Origin of the sequence: Rhizobium terrae (assembly GCF_003425685.1) — a bacterium.
Lineage (GTDB): Bacteria > Pseudomonadota > Alphaproteobacteria > Rhizobiales > Rhizobiaceae > Neorhizobium > Neorhizobium terrae.
In genome coordinates, this window is the sequence record NZ_QJKM01000012.1 from 232,316 (window position 1) to 247,127 (window position 14,812).

The following is a 14,812-nucleotide window of genomic DNA, read 5'->3' on the forward strand; positions in this document are numbered from 1 at the left end:
TCCTCCCCGTCCCCGAAAGGAATGGAGGCGACAGCGCTGTCACACCCCATCGGTTACGGTGTCGTATTCGGCCTGTCCGACAGGATCGCCTCAAACAATTGACCCGCCGACGCGCCGGAGGGGCCAACCGCCTTGAGAGCGCTTTCGATCGGAAGTTGGATCACGCGATTGAAGTCCCAGCCCGCATCGACGACCTCTCCGACGAACACAAAATCGGCCTCGGATATCACGGCGCCTGATGCAATAATGGATTCGACCCCCTTGATCTGAACCTCGTCAAGCGACGTATCCGGTTGACCATCCTGTCCGACCAGCATCGCTTTGCCCGCCCCGGCTATGCGCGCGTAACCGTCCACGCCGGGATGAGAGGCCTCATACTCAACAATGGCCTCATGCGAAACGGATGCGACCCGTAGCGGAGATGTCCGGACGAAAAGTACGCCGGCGCCCTTCTTTCCAATAATGTAAAATTGCGAGTTTGACATAATGCCCCCTTATTTGATGCCTGCCAGCCGATATGCCTGGTATAACTTTTCATTTACTGCGGGATCGCGATCAGGCGACAACTGGCTAATCTGCCTGGCCGTCATGCCCGGATGATTGTCTTGAAGACGCTTCCCGTATTCCCTTGCCGTCGCAAGGTCGCCATTCAAGGCGTGGCTTACGGTCAAAACCCGAAGCGCTGATTCATCGTCCTCCATGCGACCGCAAAGCTGCACGGCCGTACCGAAATCGTCACGCTTGAGCGCGATACTTGCGCCGGCCCACCAATAGATATCCGGAGCATAGGGATTGATGTCTATTGCCCTTTGAAAGCGTTCCCATGCTTCTTCAGTCTGCCCGAAATGAGCCAGTGCATCGGCGTGCTGTAAAAGAAGATCCGCCGAATTCGGAGCCAGCGCTTCGGCTTCAAAGAACTTGTCGGCCGATGTGTCGAAATCCCGCTGGTGGAGCGCGATCACGGCGCTCATCCAATGACCTATGCCGAGAGCCGGATCGATCTCGACCGAAGCCTCGGCCTCCGCTCTGGCCCTGTGCAGCAGATGGGGGTCTCCCCCGCCAAGCATCAGCCATTCCAGCTGCAGAGTCTGGCTGATCCGCGCCCGCGCCGCGGACATGCTGGGATCCAAATCCACCGCCTTGCGGAATTCGGCGCGCGCCCGCCGCAACAGCGGTAGATCGCATTTCCCCCGAATGAGCTGCTGGCCGGCCAGCAGATGAAGATAGGCGGAAGCCTCATGCCTTCGCCCCGGTTCGATCTGATGCCGCTCGAGCCGCTCGGCAAGGGCACCGGCTACCTGCTTGGATAGGAGGCGGAAGGCAGCATGAACCTGACGTTCGTTCAGGACCACTTCGAGCGACCAGATGATCTCTGCGGTTCTTTCGTCGATCAGGGCGATGGACAGACGTGCATCGTCGAATACCATCGATTGAACACGATAATCCGCCCGCAGGACCTGATATCGTTCGCCCGTCGCGTCGTGTGCCGTCGAAAAACTGCTGTGCGGCGAAAGGACCGTAAATGTCCTGTATCGCACCAGACTGTTGGCAATATCCTCGATAAAGGCCTGGATGACCGGCACTGCCGGTTCCTTGTCGAAGCCGACCGGCTGCATGAACGCGACGCGCGGCCTTGAACCGCTCGGTCGCTCCACGGAACTGGCTTTGGTATCGTTATCAGCCACATAGCTTCTGATGCGACGATGAAGCGCAAGCGTCGCAGGTTCTGCGTGCCGTCCTTCCGTCCTGAGGAGCCGGAGAAGATTGTCGTATATGCGCTGGCTGGCATCGTGATCGCCGGTCCGCGCATAAGCCATCATCAGGCTGCGATAGGTTTCTTCACGATCGGGTTCCAGCCGGAGCGCACAGTCGGCGAGCGCCGCGATATGGCTCGACTTCCTGCCGCCGAACCGCGTAATGTCTTCCAGCAGCTGGCCGAGCGTGGAAAAGAAAAGCTCCTTCAACCGGTTTCGCTCCGACAGGAGCCACAGATAGAACTGTTCGTCACACGCTTCCACATCCTGAAGCAGCTCTCCATAGACGCAGAGGATGCCTTGTTTCCTCGTTTCGATATCGTCGGATTGAGCCGCCGAAAGGAAAGTTGCGAGATCGGAACGGTAAGCGGCCGGCCCGGCTGCCAGATCGTTGCCGGTCAGCACGACGGCCGGCTCGTCATCCTTGGCAAACTGCTGCAATCTCAGCAAGAGTTGACGCAGATTGCCCAGCGCCCTTTTCTGCTCGACGTTTTCCCACAGCAGCGATGCGGCAGCCTGCCGGGTCAGCGTCTGACCGGGCGCCAGCAGAAGTGCGGCAACCAGAATAAACCCCTTGGCAGGGAAAAACGCCTGATTCCCCGCCTCGTAGCGCGGAACGCCAAAGAAACGGATCGGTATCTGCTCGGTGTCCCCTGCCACTCGATCACCCCCATGATTTGCCATCTAACAACGACCAATGAGAAATTGAAAGAGGAGTCGTCACTCGATTTGACGTTGGCGTGACGCTACGTCCGGTAGTTATCCGAAATGATAAAACCAAAAGTAGGATTTGGCGCCGATTCCGCGCTCTTTGATAGTCGTGCAATGACTGGTCCGTTAGCATTCAACAATTCATATTTGAGCTTCACCTCGAATGCACAGCCTTTTCAGCGTGCCGACGACGTCGGCTACGCGATCACCGAATTCATGTGGTTCAAGGGCAGGCCCTACTATCCGGTGGGTGCATTGGCGGACGCGAAGATAGCCTGTGTCCGTCTGTCGGCCGGCGACTTCGACGAGACCGACGAAGACAATCTCGATCTGATTTTCCGCATGCGCGAAGCCGATGGCGGTCATTTTTTTGAAGTCGTCCTGCGTTCAAACCAAGGTACGGCTTATGGCGGTTGGGTGTGGGGACGTGAAATTGAGATACTGAACGAGTTCGTGAACGGCTACCGCGTTCTTGCGACAACATGCGCCGGATCCCGGTCGCGGTTCGAATATTGCCAGGACCTTCGGCGATACAAATGTATAGGACCGGCCCCCATGGAAAAAGCGTCCTTCACCGTAGCCCATGAAAAGACGGCCCATCCGAACATCCTTCCCGCACGCATCTACAAACATCAACTGCCACGTTGAAGATCCAACTTCCCCTGCGATAAAGTTTACGTCAAGGGCGATACGATAGCCGCGGATGGCGATGCTTCGTCGCCTTCACGTCGGGGCATAACCCATCGGACATGCCGCCGCACAGCTTGCCCGCAGCGGCAAAGGTGGGGCCTACCCAAGCCCGACATCTCGAAGCCATCGAGGATGTCAGATGTCAGCCCAGCTCCGAAAGACATGCGAAAAGTTCGGGAACAGCCAAAGCTTGCGCGTGTTCGGGACATATTGATGGAACTGTTGCTGGTCGCCTATCGCAGGCTCCATCAACGGCACGTTTCCACAGATCCAGCAATTGACAGTGCGAAGCGGCTTTTCGAATTAGCAAGTTCCGGCTGATGCCAAACACGCCGATGGTCACGCTCATGACAAAATACATCGAAACGCCGCATCTAAAATATCGGCTTTGAGGGGGTGGATGATCCCCGGATATTACAGAGATTGATGTGCCGGCTAAAAGTATGTGGCCAGTCCCTCAGGATCCGGAATTCGAAGGAAGCCAGTCATGCGCAATTACGACCATGAGGGACATCGAAGTATCGGCAGGCATCCGTATGCCATGTTCGCTGCCAACATGATCCTGAGCTCATTGTCATGTATTTGGCGATGTTCTTGATGATCGACAGCTGGAGCGATTTCCGGAATAACCTCAACATGCTTTATATGGCGCTAACGATGGTTGCGCCGATGGGCATCATCATGCTCGCGACGATGGGGACAATGTACGGGAACAAGAGGCTGAACATTTTTATATATGTTGGCCTCGCCGCCGTGTTCATGACCGCCTTCGCAGGCCCGCGCAGCCAAGCTCTCGTAGGCGACCGGCAGTTCATCGCCTCGATGATCCCTCACCATTCAGGCGCGATCCTCATGTGCGGAGAAGCGATGCTCAAGGACCCGGAACTCGTCGCACTCTGCGCGAAAATTTCGCGTGGCCAGCGCGAGGAAATCGAGCAGATGAATACAATCCAAGCACGCATCAACAACCTCGGGTGATTGCCTTCAGCCGGCATTGCAGATGGGTTACGATTAGGTCTTCTCGGATTCGTGGCTGCGGCGAGAGAGAATGATGGCGATGCCAATCAACGCTGCTCCGGCAAGCTGAATGACAGTGATCGACTCGCCGAGCATGGCGTAGGCGCCGATGAGGGCGAAGACGGGGACCAACGAGAGCACAATTCCGAAGCGGCCGGCCGTCATGCCGCGGAGTGCATGAAGATGGAGCCATACCGCAGCGCTATGCTGGAGCAGCCCAGAGAGAATAGCGAGCCAAAGTGCCTCGCGCGGCGCGACGACGACCCGCGGCGGCGGCGCAACACCCGCCGCCACGAGGACCGCAACCGCGCCGCCGAGGACCACGAGTCCAACCGCCTGCTGGGCCAGTGCGAGCGGCAGCGGATCGGCGTCGGCGACCAGGCGGCGGTTCAGTACGGCGTAGAACGCGCCGGCCGCCGTCGATGCGAGCACCAGCAGGTCGCCATCGCGTGGCCGCCCGACGCTGGTCAGATCCGGCCCGGTGACCAGCAGTAGGCTCGCCACGATCACGGCGAGAGCGACGAGGAACCGCCTGCCGATACGCTCGCGCAGCAGCAAGGCGGCAAGCAGTGCGATCAGCACCGGTTCGGCAGCGGCGATAATGGCGGCATTGCCGGCGGTGGTTCGCGCCACACCGAGTGCAAATACCGTATAAGTGAAGGCATATTCGATGGTGCCGGAAGGCATGCTACGGCTCACCAAGGCGCGCCTCGGCGGTCGACCGACCATCGTGCTGATGCCGCCGAGCAGCACGACGGAGGCGGCAAGTTGGACCAAGGCCAGCGCGAAGATGTCGAGCCTCGCCTCCAGCGCAGCGCGCGACGCGACAATTCCGAAGCCCCAGCCGGCTGCTGACAGGATACCCGCCAGCATGGGCATCAATGGCGTGCGCGAGACGTTAGCGAGAGACGTTGCGATGTTTGGCGCCATACTCAACGGTCCTTGTCACGTGCCGCCTGCTCGACCGGGCAGACATTCGGCGGGCAACTGTCGATATCGCACAGGCGGCAGGTATGGTCACAGGTCTCCCGGTCGGGCGTCATGGCCGCCAGCATGCGCTCGAGCACCAATTCCAATGCGCTCTGGTCCTCAGGGTCGAGCTGCGACAACGCTCTGTCGAGCGCTTCGCGCCGGGCAGCGAGGATGACGGCGACGCGGGCGCGACCGGCCTCGGTCGTGCTCAGCGTTCGCGCGCGCCGATCGGCGTCACCGACATCACGCGTGACCAATCCTTCGCGCACCAGACGGTCGACGAGGCGGGTCGTCCCCGCTGGCGACAGGCGCAGGGTACGCGACAGCGAATCAATGGTCTCTTTCGGCCACGTGGCGATCTCGACGAGCGCGGCCGCCTCCGACGGCCCACCGTTACCGCGCTTGCGGATAGTCAAATAGAACTCGTCGGTGACCGCGAGCGCGAGAGCCCCGAGAAGGTTTGCGGCACGGTTATTCGTTTGCATGGCAGCAACTCACGGCACTGGTCTCATTATTTGTTTGCATCATGCAAGGAACGATGCGCTGCGCCGGACGTTCCACACCTGAGATCTTTTTTGCAGCAGCCGGAGATACATTGCGATGTCGACGAATTATGCAATCCTCGAAGCCCCTTCCACACTGGGCCTGGCGACTGACGGTGTGGAGCGCCTGCCCGACCGGCTCTTACAGCTAGGTTTTGCGGATCGGATCAATGCGCGCCACGCCGGTCGACTGGCCGTGCCGCCGAAGCATCCAACGCCTGACCCAGGGACCAAAACCCTAAATGCGGAGGCGATTGCGAGGTGGTCACCCAAGCTTGCCGATGCGGTCGAGACGCTGCTCGATGCGGGCGAGTTCCCGGTCGTGCTCGGTGGCGACTGCACGATCTTGCTTGGCTCGATGCTCGCCCTCAGACGGCGCGGCCGTTACGGCTTGCTCTTTGTCGACGGCAATGCCGACTTTTTCCAGCCCGAGGCTGAACCCAACGGCGAGGGCGCTTCAATGGATCTTGCTTTCGCGACCGGGCATGGGCCGACGCTCCTGACCAACATCGAGGGCCGGCGTCCGCTGGTGCGATTGGAGGATGTCGTCGCGCTCGCGTACCGCGATCACAAGGATCAGGAAGAGTTCGGAAGCCAGCCGTTGCCCCAAGAAATCAAATCGCTTGATCTTCCCGCCGTGCGCCAGATGGGCATCGAGGCCGCGACGCGCGAAGCGGTCGACCATTTAAAGCGCCCGGAGATCGAAGGCTTCTTCATCCATGTGGACGCCGACTGCCTAGATGACGCCATTATGCCAGCGGTTGATTTCCGTGTGCCGGGTGGACTGTCGTGGGACGAATTGAGGATGGTGGTGCGAACTGCCATCGCGAGCGGTAAGGCGGTCGGCATTGAGTTCACCATTTACAATCCGCGCCTCGACGAAGACGGCAGCGCTGGGCGCGGTTTGGCCGATGTGCTGGCCGCAGCACTGGGAACGGCAGCGCCATGACGGACAAGGGACGACCGTCTTAGGGCTTGCCTCCGGCCAGAAGGCGAAACGCTGGTCTTGATGGGATTAGGACTGGCGACGCCGGCCGGAAACCCGAACGGCGGATTAAATTCAACGACGCAGTCGGATCCGACCGAAAGAGATCTACCCAGACCGGTCAACATACGATTCACCACACCCTGAGATTCCTAGCTGGAAACGGGAGCTGAACGTGTTGGACATACCGGTGATCTTCCAACCTTGTTATCCTGACAACCCGGGTTGCCTCAGACTGGAGTTTGACGTTGATCGAACGGCCTCACAGCTGCTCGAATAAAATCGACGAGTTTCTGGGAGGCGAGCGACGGCGGACGGCCGCTCGGGGTCAGCAGCCAGACGTCCATGAAAGTTTCCGGCAGCAGCGCCCGCCGCACCAGCCGATCCTCTGAATAGTCGAGCCCGACGAATGGCGGCACGATCGACACCCCGACGCCGTTCGCCACGAAACTGCAGGCGGTCTCCGACAGCGGCACTTCGATGCGGTTGCGCTTCTGCACGCCCTTCAGCTGAAACGCCCGGTCGATCGTCATCAGCGAGCAATCGTCACGGAAGAGTGAGATGAAACTCTCGTTGCGCAGCTCGTCGATCTCGATCACCTGTTTTGCCGTGAGCGGATGTCCGGCCGGCAGGATGCAGACCATGCTGAAGCGCATGATGATTTCGGCGCCGACATTCGGGTGATCGAAGGGCAGCACGCTCAGCCCGATATCGATCTGCCCGGCTGCGACCAATTCGCCGATCCGCGGCGACGTCTTGCTCTGCAGCGTGAAATGGATGTCCGGCTGTTCGGCAAGAAACGGCGAAAGCGCCTGCGAGAGGTAGAGCGTGGCGAGCGCCGGGGGTGCTGCGATCGTCACCTCACCCCATTCCCGGTTACGCACAGCCTCCGCCAGCCGGGCGATCCTTTTGGTACCGGAAAACATCCGCTCCACCTCGACCGCCAGCATACGGGCTTCGAGCGTCGGCACCAGACGCCCGCCACTACGGGTGAAAAGCTGGAAGCCGCAGGTTTCCGAAAAGCTCTTCAGCAACTTGCTGACCGCCGGCTGCGAGATACCGAGCCTTTCTCCGGCAAGCGTCACCGATCCGGTCTCGATCGTCGTATGGAATGCTTCAAGCTGCCTGATATTCATGACCGACCGAAACCCTTCGCGCTTCCTCCTCCGACATGAGTTTCGGTTATAATGACGGGAGAACAAGCTATTTGACAATCATATTGGCAAGGGGCTTTATCACGCAAGCGATACCGGTCGCACAACTTGATCCGGCCAAGCGCAACAGCGAAAAGCGCCGGTAGAGCAGCATTCGGCATCATAAAAATCTCTCTGCAGGGCAGATGTGTCCGGCGGACGGTCTCCCGTCGAGACCGGCTGAAGTTTGATCGTGCGAAGGCTGCAGCAAGCGGCCCTAATCAAAGAAGGGAACGAAGACACATGAAGAAAATCCTGGGCCTGTCCATTCTGGGTCTGACGGCGGCAGCGCCCGTCAATGCCGCGATGCTTTCGGTCTGCATCGAAGGATCGCCTGAAGTCTTCAACCCGCAGCTGACCAGCAACGGCACGACGTCCTACGTGCTTGCTCAGATCTACGACGGCCTCGTTTCGGTAAAATCCGGCTCTTCCGAAATCGAGCCGGCGCTCGCCGAAAGCTGGGCCGTCTCCAACGACGCCAAGACCTACACTTTCAAGCTGCGCCATGGCGTGAAATGGCAGTCGAATGCCATGTTCACACCGACCCGCGAATTCAACGCCGATGACGTGATGTTCACCTTCGAGCGGATGATGAAGAAGGATCACCCTTACGCCAAGGTCAACGGCGGCAGCTTCATCACCTTCAACACCAAGCTTGCCGACGCGCTGGCGAGCATCAGCAAGATCGACGACTATACAGTCGCTTTCACGCTGAAGAGCCCCCTCGCCCCTTTCATCGGCATCATGGCGCACCAGTCGCTGGCGATTACCTCAGGGGAATATGCTGAGGCGCTCTCCAAGGCCGGCAAGCCGGAACTGATCGATCGCGAACCGATCGGCACCGGTCCGTTCCAGCTCCAGGCCTACCAGCAGGATGCGGTCGTCCGCCTCATTCCCTTCAAGGATACCTGGGGTGCTGCGATCAAAAATACGGCCCGAACGCCGATGGTCGATGGCATTGTGATGGCGATCAGCGCCGATGCATCCGTCCGCCTGCAGCGCGCCATGGCCGGCGAATGCCAGATCGCGCTTTATCCGAACCTAGCCGATCGCGCGATGATCGAGAAGAGCCTGAACCTCAATCTCGTCCAGACGCCCGTCGCCTCCGTCGGCTTCATTACCTTCAACTTCAAGGACGATAAGTTCAAGGATAAGCGCGTTCGCGAGGCGCTCGCGCATGCGATCAACATCAAGCCGCTGGTCGATCTCGTCTATGACGGCATGGGCACGGTCACGGGTGCGATCATTCCGCCCTCGCTCTGGGGCTACGACAAGGATGTCGGCGCCTATAGTTATGATCCGGCACTGGCAAAGAAGCTGCTCGCCGAGGCAGGCTTTCCAAACGGTTTTTCGACCCAGCTCTGGGCCGTTCCGGTCTCGCGCCCCTATATGCCGAACGGCCGCCGGGCCGCCGAGATAATTCAGCAAGACTGGTCGAAGATCGGAATTAAGGCTGAGATCATCTCCTATGAATGGGGTGAATACATCACCCGCGCCCGCAAAGGAGAAGCGCAGGTCGGTATGTTCGGCGGCATCTACGATTTCCCCGATCCAAGCCAGATCCCGAACAATTACTTCACCTGCGATTCCGCCGGCAAACCAAGCCCGTCCAACATCGGCGCATGGTGCGACAAGGAATTCAACGCCTTGATGAACGACGCTGGCACGATCACCGACCAGGCCAAGCGCATCGAGATCTACAAAAGGGCGCAGGAAGAATTCCATGCCGAAGTTCCCGCCGTTATCCTCGGGGGCGCCGACACGATCACGGCGGTTGCCAAGAACGTCAAAGGATATTCACCGGCAATCTTCGGCACCAGCCGCCTTTCCGGCGTGACCGTGGAATAAGCTCTTCGATCCCGGCGGCTCATACCGCCGGCGTCCCCCGATGGAAATGCAGGAAAAAGAAATGCATGTCTTGGTCATCGGTGCCGGCATTCTCGGCGCCAGCGTCGCCTATCATCTCGCCCGCGAAGGCGTTAAAGTCGAAATCGTCGACGAGGCCCACCAGGGCAAGGCGACGATGGCGGGGGCGGGCATCGTCTGCCCCTGGGCCACCAAGGCCGACGAACCGGACTGGTACCGGATGTATGCCGCGGGTGCCCGCTTCTACGACAGCCTGATCGCTGGTCTGCAGGCGAAGGGTGAGAGCGACCTTGGTTACGCCAAGGTCGGTGCGCTGGTGGTGGCCGAAGACCGCGCGGAGTTCAATGCCGCTGCTGAACGTATCGCCCGCCGCATCAAGGATGCGCCGGAAGCCGGTGAAGTCCGCCACCTGACACCCGCCGAGGCGCGCGCCCTCTTCCCGCCGCTCCGCCACGATCTCGACGCGATCCACATTCCGGGTGCTGCGCGTGTGGATGCCCGCCTGCTCTCGTCCGCCATGGTGCGCGCCGCCGTCGCCATGGGCGCGAAATTCCGCAGCGACTACGTGACCCTGAAGCTCGACGGCGATCGCGCCCGCTGCCTCGACAGCAATGGCGCGGTCACCGAGGCCGACGAGATCATCGTCACCGCGGGCGCCTGGGCTTCGCAGATACTCCGCCCGCTCGGACTCACCCACCCGGTCGTGCCGCAGAAAGGCCAGATCATCCACCTGCGCCTGCCCGGTGTCGCGACCGCCAAGTGGCCGGTCCTCTTGCCGATGAGCAGCCACTACATGCTCGCATTCGACGATTCCCGCGTGGTGATCGGTGCGACGCGCGAGAACAATTCCGGCTTTGATTACCGCGTCACCGCGGCGGGGGAGCTGGAAGTTCTCACAGCCGGTCTCAACATCGCTCCTGGCCTTGCCAATGCTACGCTGATCGAAACCCGCATCGGTTTCCGCCCGGCCGGCGAAACGATGAACCCGATCCTCGGCCGTGTCCTTGGCATCGCCAACCTGACGCTCGGCAACGGGCTCGGCGCCGGCGGCCTGACGATCGGCCCGTTCGCGGGTGCCCAGCTTGCCAAGCTCGTCACCGGCCAGGCGACCGATATCCCGCTCGACCGCTACACTCCCGAAGCTCGCGGCTGAAAGCCAGCCCTTCCGCCCATCACCACCGACCTGCCGCATCCAAGTGCCGGGCATCTCCTCCTATTGTCAAAGGAATACCACGATGATCAAACGTCACCGCAAACACCGCATCATGCATGGCGCCGTCGAACATAACGGCGTGCTCTATCTCGGCGGCCACGCCGCTGGCGATATCTCCGTCGGCATGAAGGAACAGACGCAGCAGACCTGCGCCAAGCTCGACGAAGTCCTGGCCGAATGCGGCTCCGACAAGCACCACATCCTCTCGGCTCGCATCTATCTGAGCGACATGTCCGGCAAGGAAGCGATGAACGAAGCCTGGCTCGAATGGATCGACGGCGACGACCTTCCCTCCCGCGCGACGATCGGCGTCGCCGATCTTGGCGATCCGAAGCGGCTAATCGAAATCGTCCTCATCGCCGCAAAGAAATGACGGCAAGAGCCACAGGCGAACGCGCATCCCGCCTATCATCTGTATTGTATCGCCTCGCAATTACTCTGGTTTCAGCTCGCTTGAGATCGGCTTCCGATGCGATCCTCCCAAACCGACTTCGAATGCTTGAAATCAACCGCTAACGGATAGCGCCTCAGATCTGAGGCAACATACAAGTAAAAGCTATGCAACATATGCTGTCGGATTAATTCCAATATTTGGCGCCGATGTTTGACGGCGGTAATGTGGCGCGTTGAGCAATCTAAAATATCTATTGAATAATGTAGGAGTCCTATGTAATCTGCTTATATGGAGACACCGAAGAACCCCTTGTCCATTGACGTCCGCATTCGCGAAGGCTTTTCGCGAATCGCGACGGCCATGCGCATCGAGGAATGGAAGAAGGCCAAAGAGGTTGGCCTCAACCCCACCCAGCTTGCGGTACTCGCTCTGCTTGAAGGACGCAAGGACGGGCTGAACGTGAAGGAGATCGCTGCTCACCTTGGCGTCTCCCAGCCAAGTGCAACCGATTCCATTGCCGCGCTGGAGAAGAAAGAGCATTTGGAGAAGCGCGCGGAACAGGGCGATCGACGAGCGGTCCGCGTCCATCTGACCTCCACAGGCCTTGCAGCTGTCCAGCGCGATGCCGGCGGCGATCTTGCCGAACAGGCAGTTGGCTCGCTCGAAGAGCGTGAGCAGGAGCACTTGCTTCTCTCCCTTATCAAGATGATCCGGCATCTTCAGGAGAGTGGCGCAATTCCGCTCCAGCGGATGTGCGTAACCTGCCGATACTTCGCTCCGTTCGCGCATCCGGATGGCGAGCGACCCCATCACTGCCATTTCGTGGACGCAGCCTTTGGCCAGCGCGAATTGCGCGTCGATTGCCGCGATCACGATGAAACCGATCCCCCTTCCCGGGCTGCCACCTGGGAAGCTTTTCAAGCGGGACAACCCAACCTCCAGGCACCATAGAAAGGAAGATCATCCAATGCCCAGAAGACTTCTGACCGGCACGCTCGTCGTCGCCGGAACGGCCCTCGCATACCTTGCGGCAGCGCATGCGCATTCCATCAAGGCCGAACCCAAACAAACCGTTCAGGCTTCATTCGACATCATCGACACGGCAATTGCGACCAAGGGCGACAAGGTCCTCTTTTCCACTCGTGTGCGCGGCGAGGCCGGCAAGGACAAACCAGATGCGACCGGCAAGTTCGAGGGCTCCAGCGTCTATGCCTATGTCTGGCCGACCTCGCTCGACAGCGGCGAGATCGGCTTCGAGAAGAAGCTGGGCATCGTGGCGTTGGCCGTCACCTTCCACCCGGATTTCGACGATGCCGCCAATGGCGGCAAGAATCGCCACACGTGGCATCCGCATTGGGTGGTCCTGGCCGAAGACAAGGCTTGCGCCGGCGGCCTGAAGGTCATCGATATTCCCAAGGATGCCAAGCCCAAGGTCCCCAGGACCTGGCCCGGCGTGCCGCTTCTCATAGACAGCCCCGATTACCCGACCCTGTTCACGGGCGATAGGGTCGATGTCGAAATTCCCCTGTCGCTGATCAACGGCATCAAGGGCGTCTCGTTTGACGGCGTGACCGCGGGCCTGAAGGTCAACGGCAACCTGCACGCGCCGCTTCTTTGCGTCAGCAACGTCTTCAAGGTCGCTTCCGGAAACCTGAGCCTTCCCGGCAAGGTCGAACCGGCCAGGTGATCTTGCGTCGCGCCGGTTCGCCGACTGCCATCGACGAACCGGCATATTCTCCCCTCCAGGCAAATAGAGGACAAGAACATGAGCAGAATTACACTTATCGAACCTTCGAGCGCAACCGGCCATGTCGGCGAACAGCTCGGCCAGATCAGGTCCGCCTTCGGCGTTGTGCCCAACATGTTCAAGGCCGTCGCCAATTCCCCGGCAGCGCTCGCCAGCATGTGGGGCTCCTTCGGCGCCCTTGGCGGCGGAAGGATTGGCCCGAAGCTCGGTGAGCAGATCGCGGTCGCCGTCGCCGACCGAAACAACTGCAACTATTGCCTTGCTGCCCATACCGGCCTCGGCCGCAAGGCCAGCGCGACTGCCGAGGAAATGGCCGAGGCTCAGGCTGGCCGCTCGACCGACCCTCGTACGGCAGCCGCTTTGCGGTTCGCGTTAAAGATCGTCGAACACCGCGCGGAACTGGAGACAGCGGATGTCGACTCTCTGCGGAGCGCAGGCTTCGATGACGAGGAGATCGTCGAGATCGTCGCGCATGTCGCGCTGAACCTCTTCACCAACTACGTCAACGTCGCGCTGGACGTGCCGGTCGACTTTCCGAGCGTGAAGCTGACAGGCGCCGCAGGCTGAACATCAGGTCGAAGGGCGGACCGGAGGATACGGTCCGCCCGTTGCAAAGGATCGAACATCATGTCCAAGACTGCCCTCGCCCTGCGTCACGTCCACTTCGAAGACCTCGGGACTTTCGCCAAGCCGCTCGCCGACGCCGGTTACGAAATCCGTTATAGCGATGTCGGAGACGCCGATTTCTGCAATGGCGATCCGTCCACGCCCGACCTCCTGATCATCCTTGGCGGCCCCATCGGAGTCAATGACGATGCATATCCATTCCTCGATACCGAATGGACCTTCATTCGCACCCGGCTCGCGGCCGGAAGACCAACGCTCGGCATCTGCCTCGGCGCACAGCTGATAGCCGCCGCCTTGGGAGAAAAGGTGTTGCCGACCGGCATCAAGGAGATTGGGTTTTCCAGATTGACACTGACTGACGCGGGGCGATTAGGTCCGCTCAGGCACCTGGAGGATGTCGCCGTACTGCACTGGCATGGGGACACATATTCGCTGCCGCTGGGGGCGGTGAACCTCGCCGCTTCGAAAGTCGTCGAACAGCAGGCCTTTTCGATCGGTCGCAATGTGCTCGGATTGCAGTTTCATCCCGAGGCCAAGACCGACGGGACATTTGAACGATGGCTGGTCGGCCATGCGGTGGAACTCGCTGCCGCAAGGGTCGATGTGCCATCGTTGCGGCAAAGCGCGAAAGACAACGGACCGCGCCTCAGGCAAACGGCAGCATTGATGCTCCATGACTGGTTGGCTGGACTGGAGGTTTAGGCGTGAACTCATTTCCGATCCTCAGCCTTCGCCTCGGGCCGGTGGCACCGCTCGGGCCTCGTGGCGTTCCAAGCGGAATTGCGAAATTCGAGGTTCCGAGCCCGATCAAGGTTTCGCTGAACGGCTTTGACGGTGACATGCAAGGCGACACCGCGAAGCATGGCGGACCGGAAAAAGCGGTGCACCATTATCCGTTCGATCACTATGCAGCGTGGAAAGAAGATCTCGGGGCTCACCCACTGCTTTCTTCGCCGGGCGCGTTCGGTGAAAATTGTCAAGCGACACGAGGAATTGACCCCTTTGCCGACATCAGGAATTGACCCCTTTCACTGGTTTGTCGTTTCGTTGGTTTCAAGCGCCGCTCCGGCCTTCTGCAGAAGGCCGGAGCGGCGCTTTTCG

General features: G+C 60.1%; 16 protein-coding genes and 1 pseudogene. 11 read left to right on the forward strand and 6 right to left on the reverse strand.

Annotated elements, in window-relative coordinates; translation table 11 throughout:
- Nucleotides 1–53: 53 nt before the first annotated feature.
- Both DMO26_RS22840 and DMO26_RS22845 read right to left on the reverse strand, forming a co-directional pair.
- Nucleotides 54–485 carry a hypothetical protein gene (locus DMO26_RS22840; RefSeq protein ID WP_117194457.1) on the reverse strand — a complete coding sequence of 144 codons (432 nt, stop codon included), beginning with the start codon at nucleotides 483–485 and terminating at the stop codon, nucleotides 54–56.
- Between the two features lie 9 nt (nucleotides 486–494).
- Complete coding sequence (locus tag DMO26_RS22845; RefSeq protein ID WP_117194458.1) at nucleotides 495–2,438, reverse strand: BTAD domain-containing putative transcriptional regulator; 1,944 nt, start codon at nucleotides 2,436–2,438, stop codon at nucleotides 495–497.
- Between the two features lie 174 nt (nucleotides 2,439–2,612).
- On the opposite strand from DMO26_RS22845, the gene DMO26_RS22850 reads away from it, so the two are divergent.
- Both DMO26_RS22850 and DMO26_RS22855 read left to right on the forward strand, forming a co-directional pair.
- A complete protein-coding gene (locus DMO26_RS22850; RefSeq protein WP_404947074.1) occupies nucleotides 2,613–3,113 on the forward strand; it encodes a hypothetical protein in 501 nt (166 codons plus the stop codon).
- A 639-nt stretch (nucleotides 3,114–3,752) separates the two neighbouring features.
- The gene (locus tag DMO26_RS22855; protein WP_450088446.1) at nucleotides 3,753–4,133 is read left to right on the forward strand and encodes a DUF305 domain-containing protein; all 381 of its coding nucleotides are present in this window, start codon (nucleotides 3,753–3,755) and stop codon (nucleotides 4,131–4,133) included.
- 33 nt (nucleotides 4,134–4,166) lie between these two features.
- Here the strand turns inward: DMO26_RS22855 and DMO26_RS22860 are convergent, their stop codons facing one another.
- Both DMO26_RS22860 and DMO26_RS22865 read right to left on the reverse strand, forming a co-directional pair.
- Nucleotides 4,167–5,102: a DMT family transporter gene (locus tag DMO26_RS22860; protein WP_117194459.1), complete on the reverse strand. Its 936-nt coding sequence runs from the start codon at nucleotides 5,100–5,102 to the stop codon at nucleotides 4,167–4,169.
- 2 nt (nucleotides 5,103–5,104) lie between these two features.
- Entirely contained in the window at nucleotides 5,105–5,629 is a 525-nt protein-coding gene (locus DMO26_RS22865) for a MarR family winged helix-turn-helix transcriptional regulator (protein WP_117194460.1), read from the reverse strand.
- 115 nt (nucleotides 5,630–5,744) lie between these two features.
- Between DMO26_RS22865 and DMO26_RS22870 the strand changes: the two genes are divergently transcribed.
- Nucleotides 5,745–6,635 (forward strand): arginase family protein, encoded by an 891-nt coding sequence (locus DMO26_RS22870; protein WP_117194461.1) that lies wholly within the window; start codon nucleotides 5,745–5,747, stop codon nucleotides 6,633–6,635.
- A gap of 266 nt (nucleotides 6,636–6,901) precedes the next feature.
- On the opposite strand, the gene DMO26_RS22875 is transcribed toward DMO26_RS22870, so the two are convergent.
- A complete protein-coding gene (locus DMO26_RS22875) occupies nucleotides 6,902–7,807 on the reverse strand; it encodes a LysR substrate-binding domain-containing protein (protein WP_117194462.1) in 906 nt (301 codons plus the stop codon).
- 300 nt (nucleotides 7,808–8,107) lie between these two features.
- Between DMO26_RS22875 and DMO26_RS22880 the strand changes: the two genes are divergently transcribed.
- The 8 genes from DMO26_RS22880 to DMO26_RS22915 all read left to right on the forward strand — a co-directional run bounded on the left by DMO26_RS22880 (nucleotide 8,108) and on the right by DMO26_RS22915 (nucleotide 14,733).
- Entirely contained in the window at nucleotides 8,108–9,712 is a 1,605-nt protein-coding gene (locus DMO26_RS22880; protein WP_117194463.1) for an ABC transporter substrate-binding protein, read from the forward strand.
- Nucleotides 9,713–9,773: 61 nt separating this feature from the next.
- A complete protein-coding gene (locus DMO26_RS22885; protein ID WP_117194464.1) occupies nucleotides 9,774–10,883 on the forward strand; it encodes an NAD(P)/FAD-dependent oxidoreductase in 1,110 nt (369 codons plus the stop codon).
- 82 nt (nucleotides 10,884–10,965) lie between these two features.
- Entirely contained in the window at nucleotides 10,966–11,316 is a 351-nt protein-coding gene (locus tag DMO26_RS22890) for a RidA family protein (RefSeq protein WP_105432057.1), read from the forward strand.
- A gap of 330 nt (nucleotides 11,317–11,646) precedes the next feature.
- Nucleotides 11,647–12,288: a MarR family winged helix-turn-helix transcriptional regulator gene (locus tag DMO26_RS22895; protein ID WP_226951390.1), complete on the forward strand. Its 642-nt coding sequence runs from the start codon at nucleotides 11,647–11,649 to the stop codon at nucleotides 12,286–12,288.
- Nucleotides 12,289–12,304: 16 nt separating this feature from the next.
- The gene (locus tag DMO26_RS22900) at nucleotides 12,305–13,024 is read left to right on the forward strand and encodes a hypothetical protein (RefSeq protein ID WP_117194466.1); all 720 of its coding nucleotides are present in this window, start codon (nucleotides 12,305–12,307) and stop codon (nucleotides 13,022–13,024) included.
- A 78-nt stretch (nucleotides 13,025–13,102) separates the two neighbouring features.
- Entirely contained in the window at nucleotides 13,103–13,651 is a 549-nt protein-coding gene (locus tag DMO26_RS22905) for a carboxymuconolactone decarboxylase family protein (RefSeq protein WP_117194467.1), read from the forward strand.
- 60 nt (nucleotides 13,652–13,711) lie between these two features.
- On the forward strand, nucleotides 13,712–14,413 hold the full coding sequence (locus tag DMO26_RS22910; protein WP_117194468.1) for a glutamine amidotransferase: 702 nt from the start codon (nucleotides 13,712–13,714) through the stop codon (nucleotides 14,411–14,413).
- Between the two features lie 2 nt (nucleotides 14,414–14,415).
- Complete coding sequence (locus DMO26_RS22915; protein ID WP_117194469.1) at nucleotides 14,416–14,733, forward strand: MOSC domain-containing protein; 318 nt, start codon at nucleotides 14,416–14,418, stop codon at nucleotides 14,731–14,733.
- Nucleotides 14,734–14,739: 6 nt separating this feature from the next.
- Here DMO26_RS22915 and DMO26_RS35190 read toward each other — a convergent pair.
- Nucleotides 14,740–14,812, reverse strand: a pseudogene (locus DMO26_RS35190) (ATP-binding protein); the annotation flags it as partial.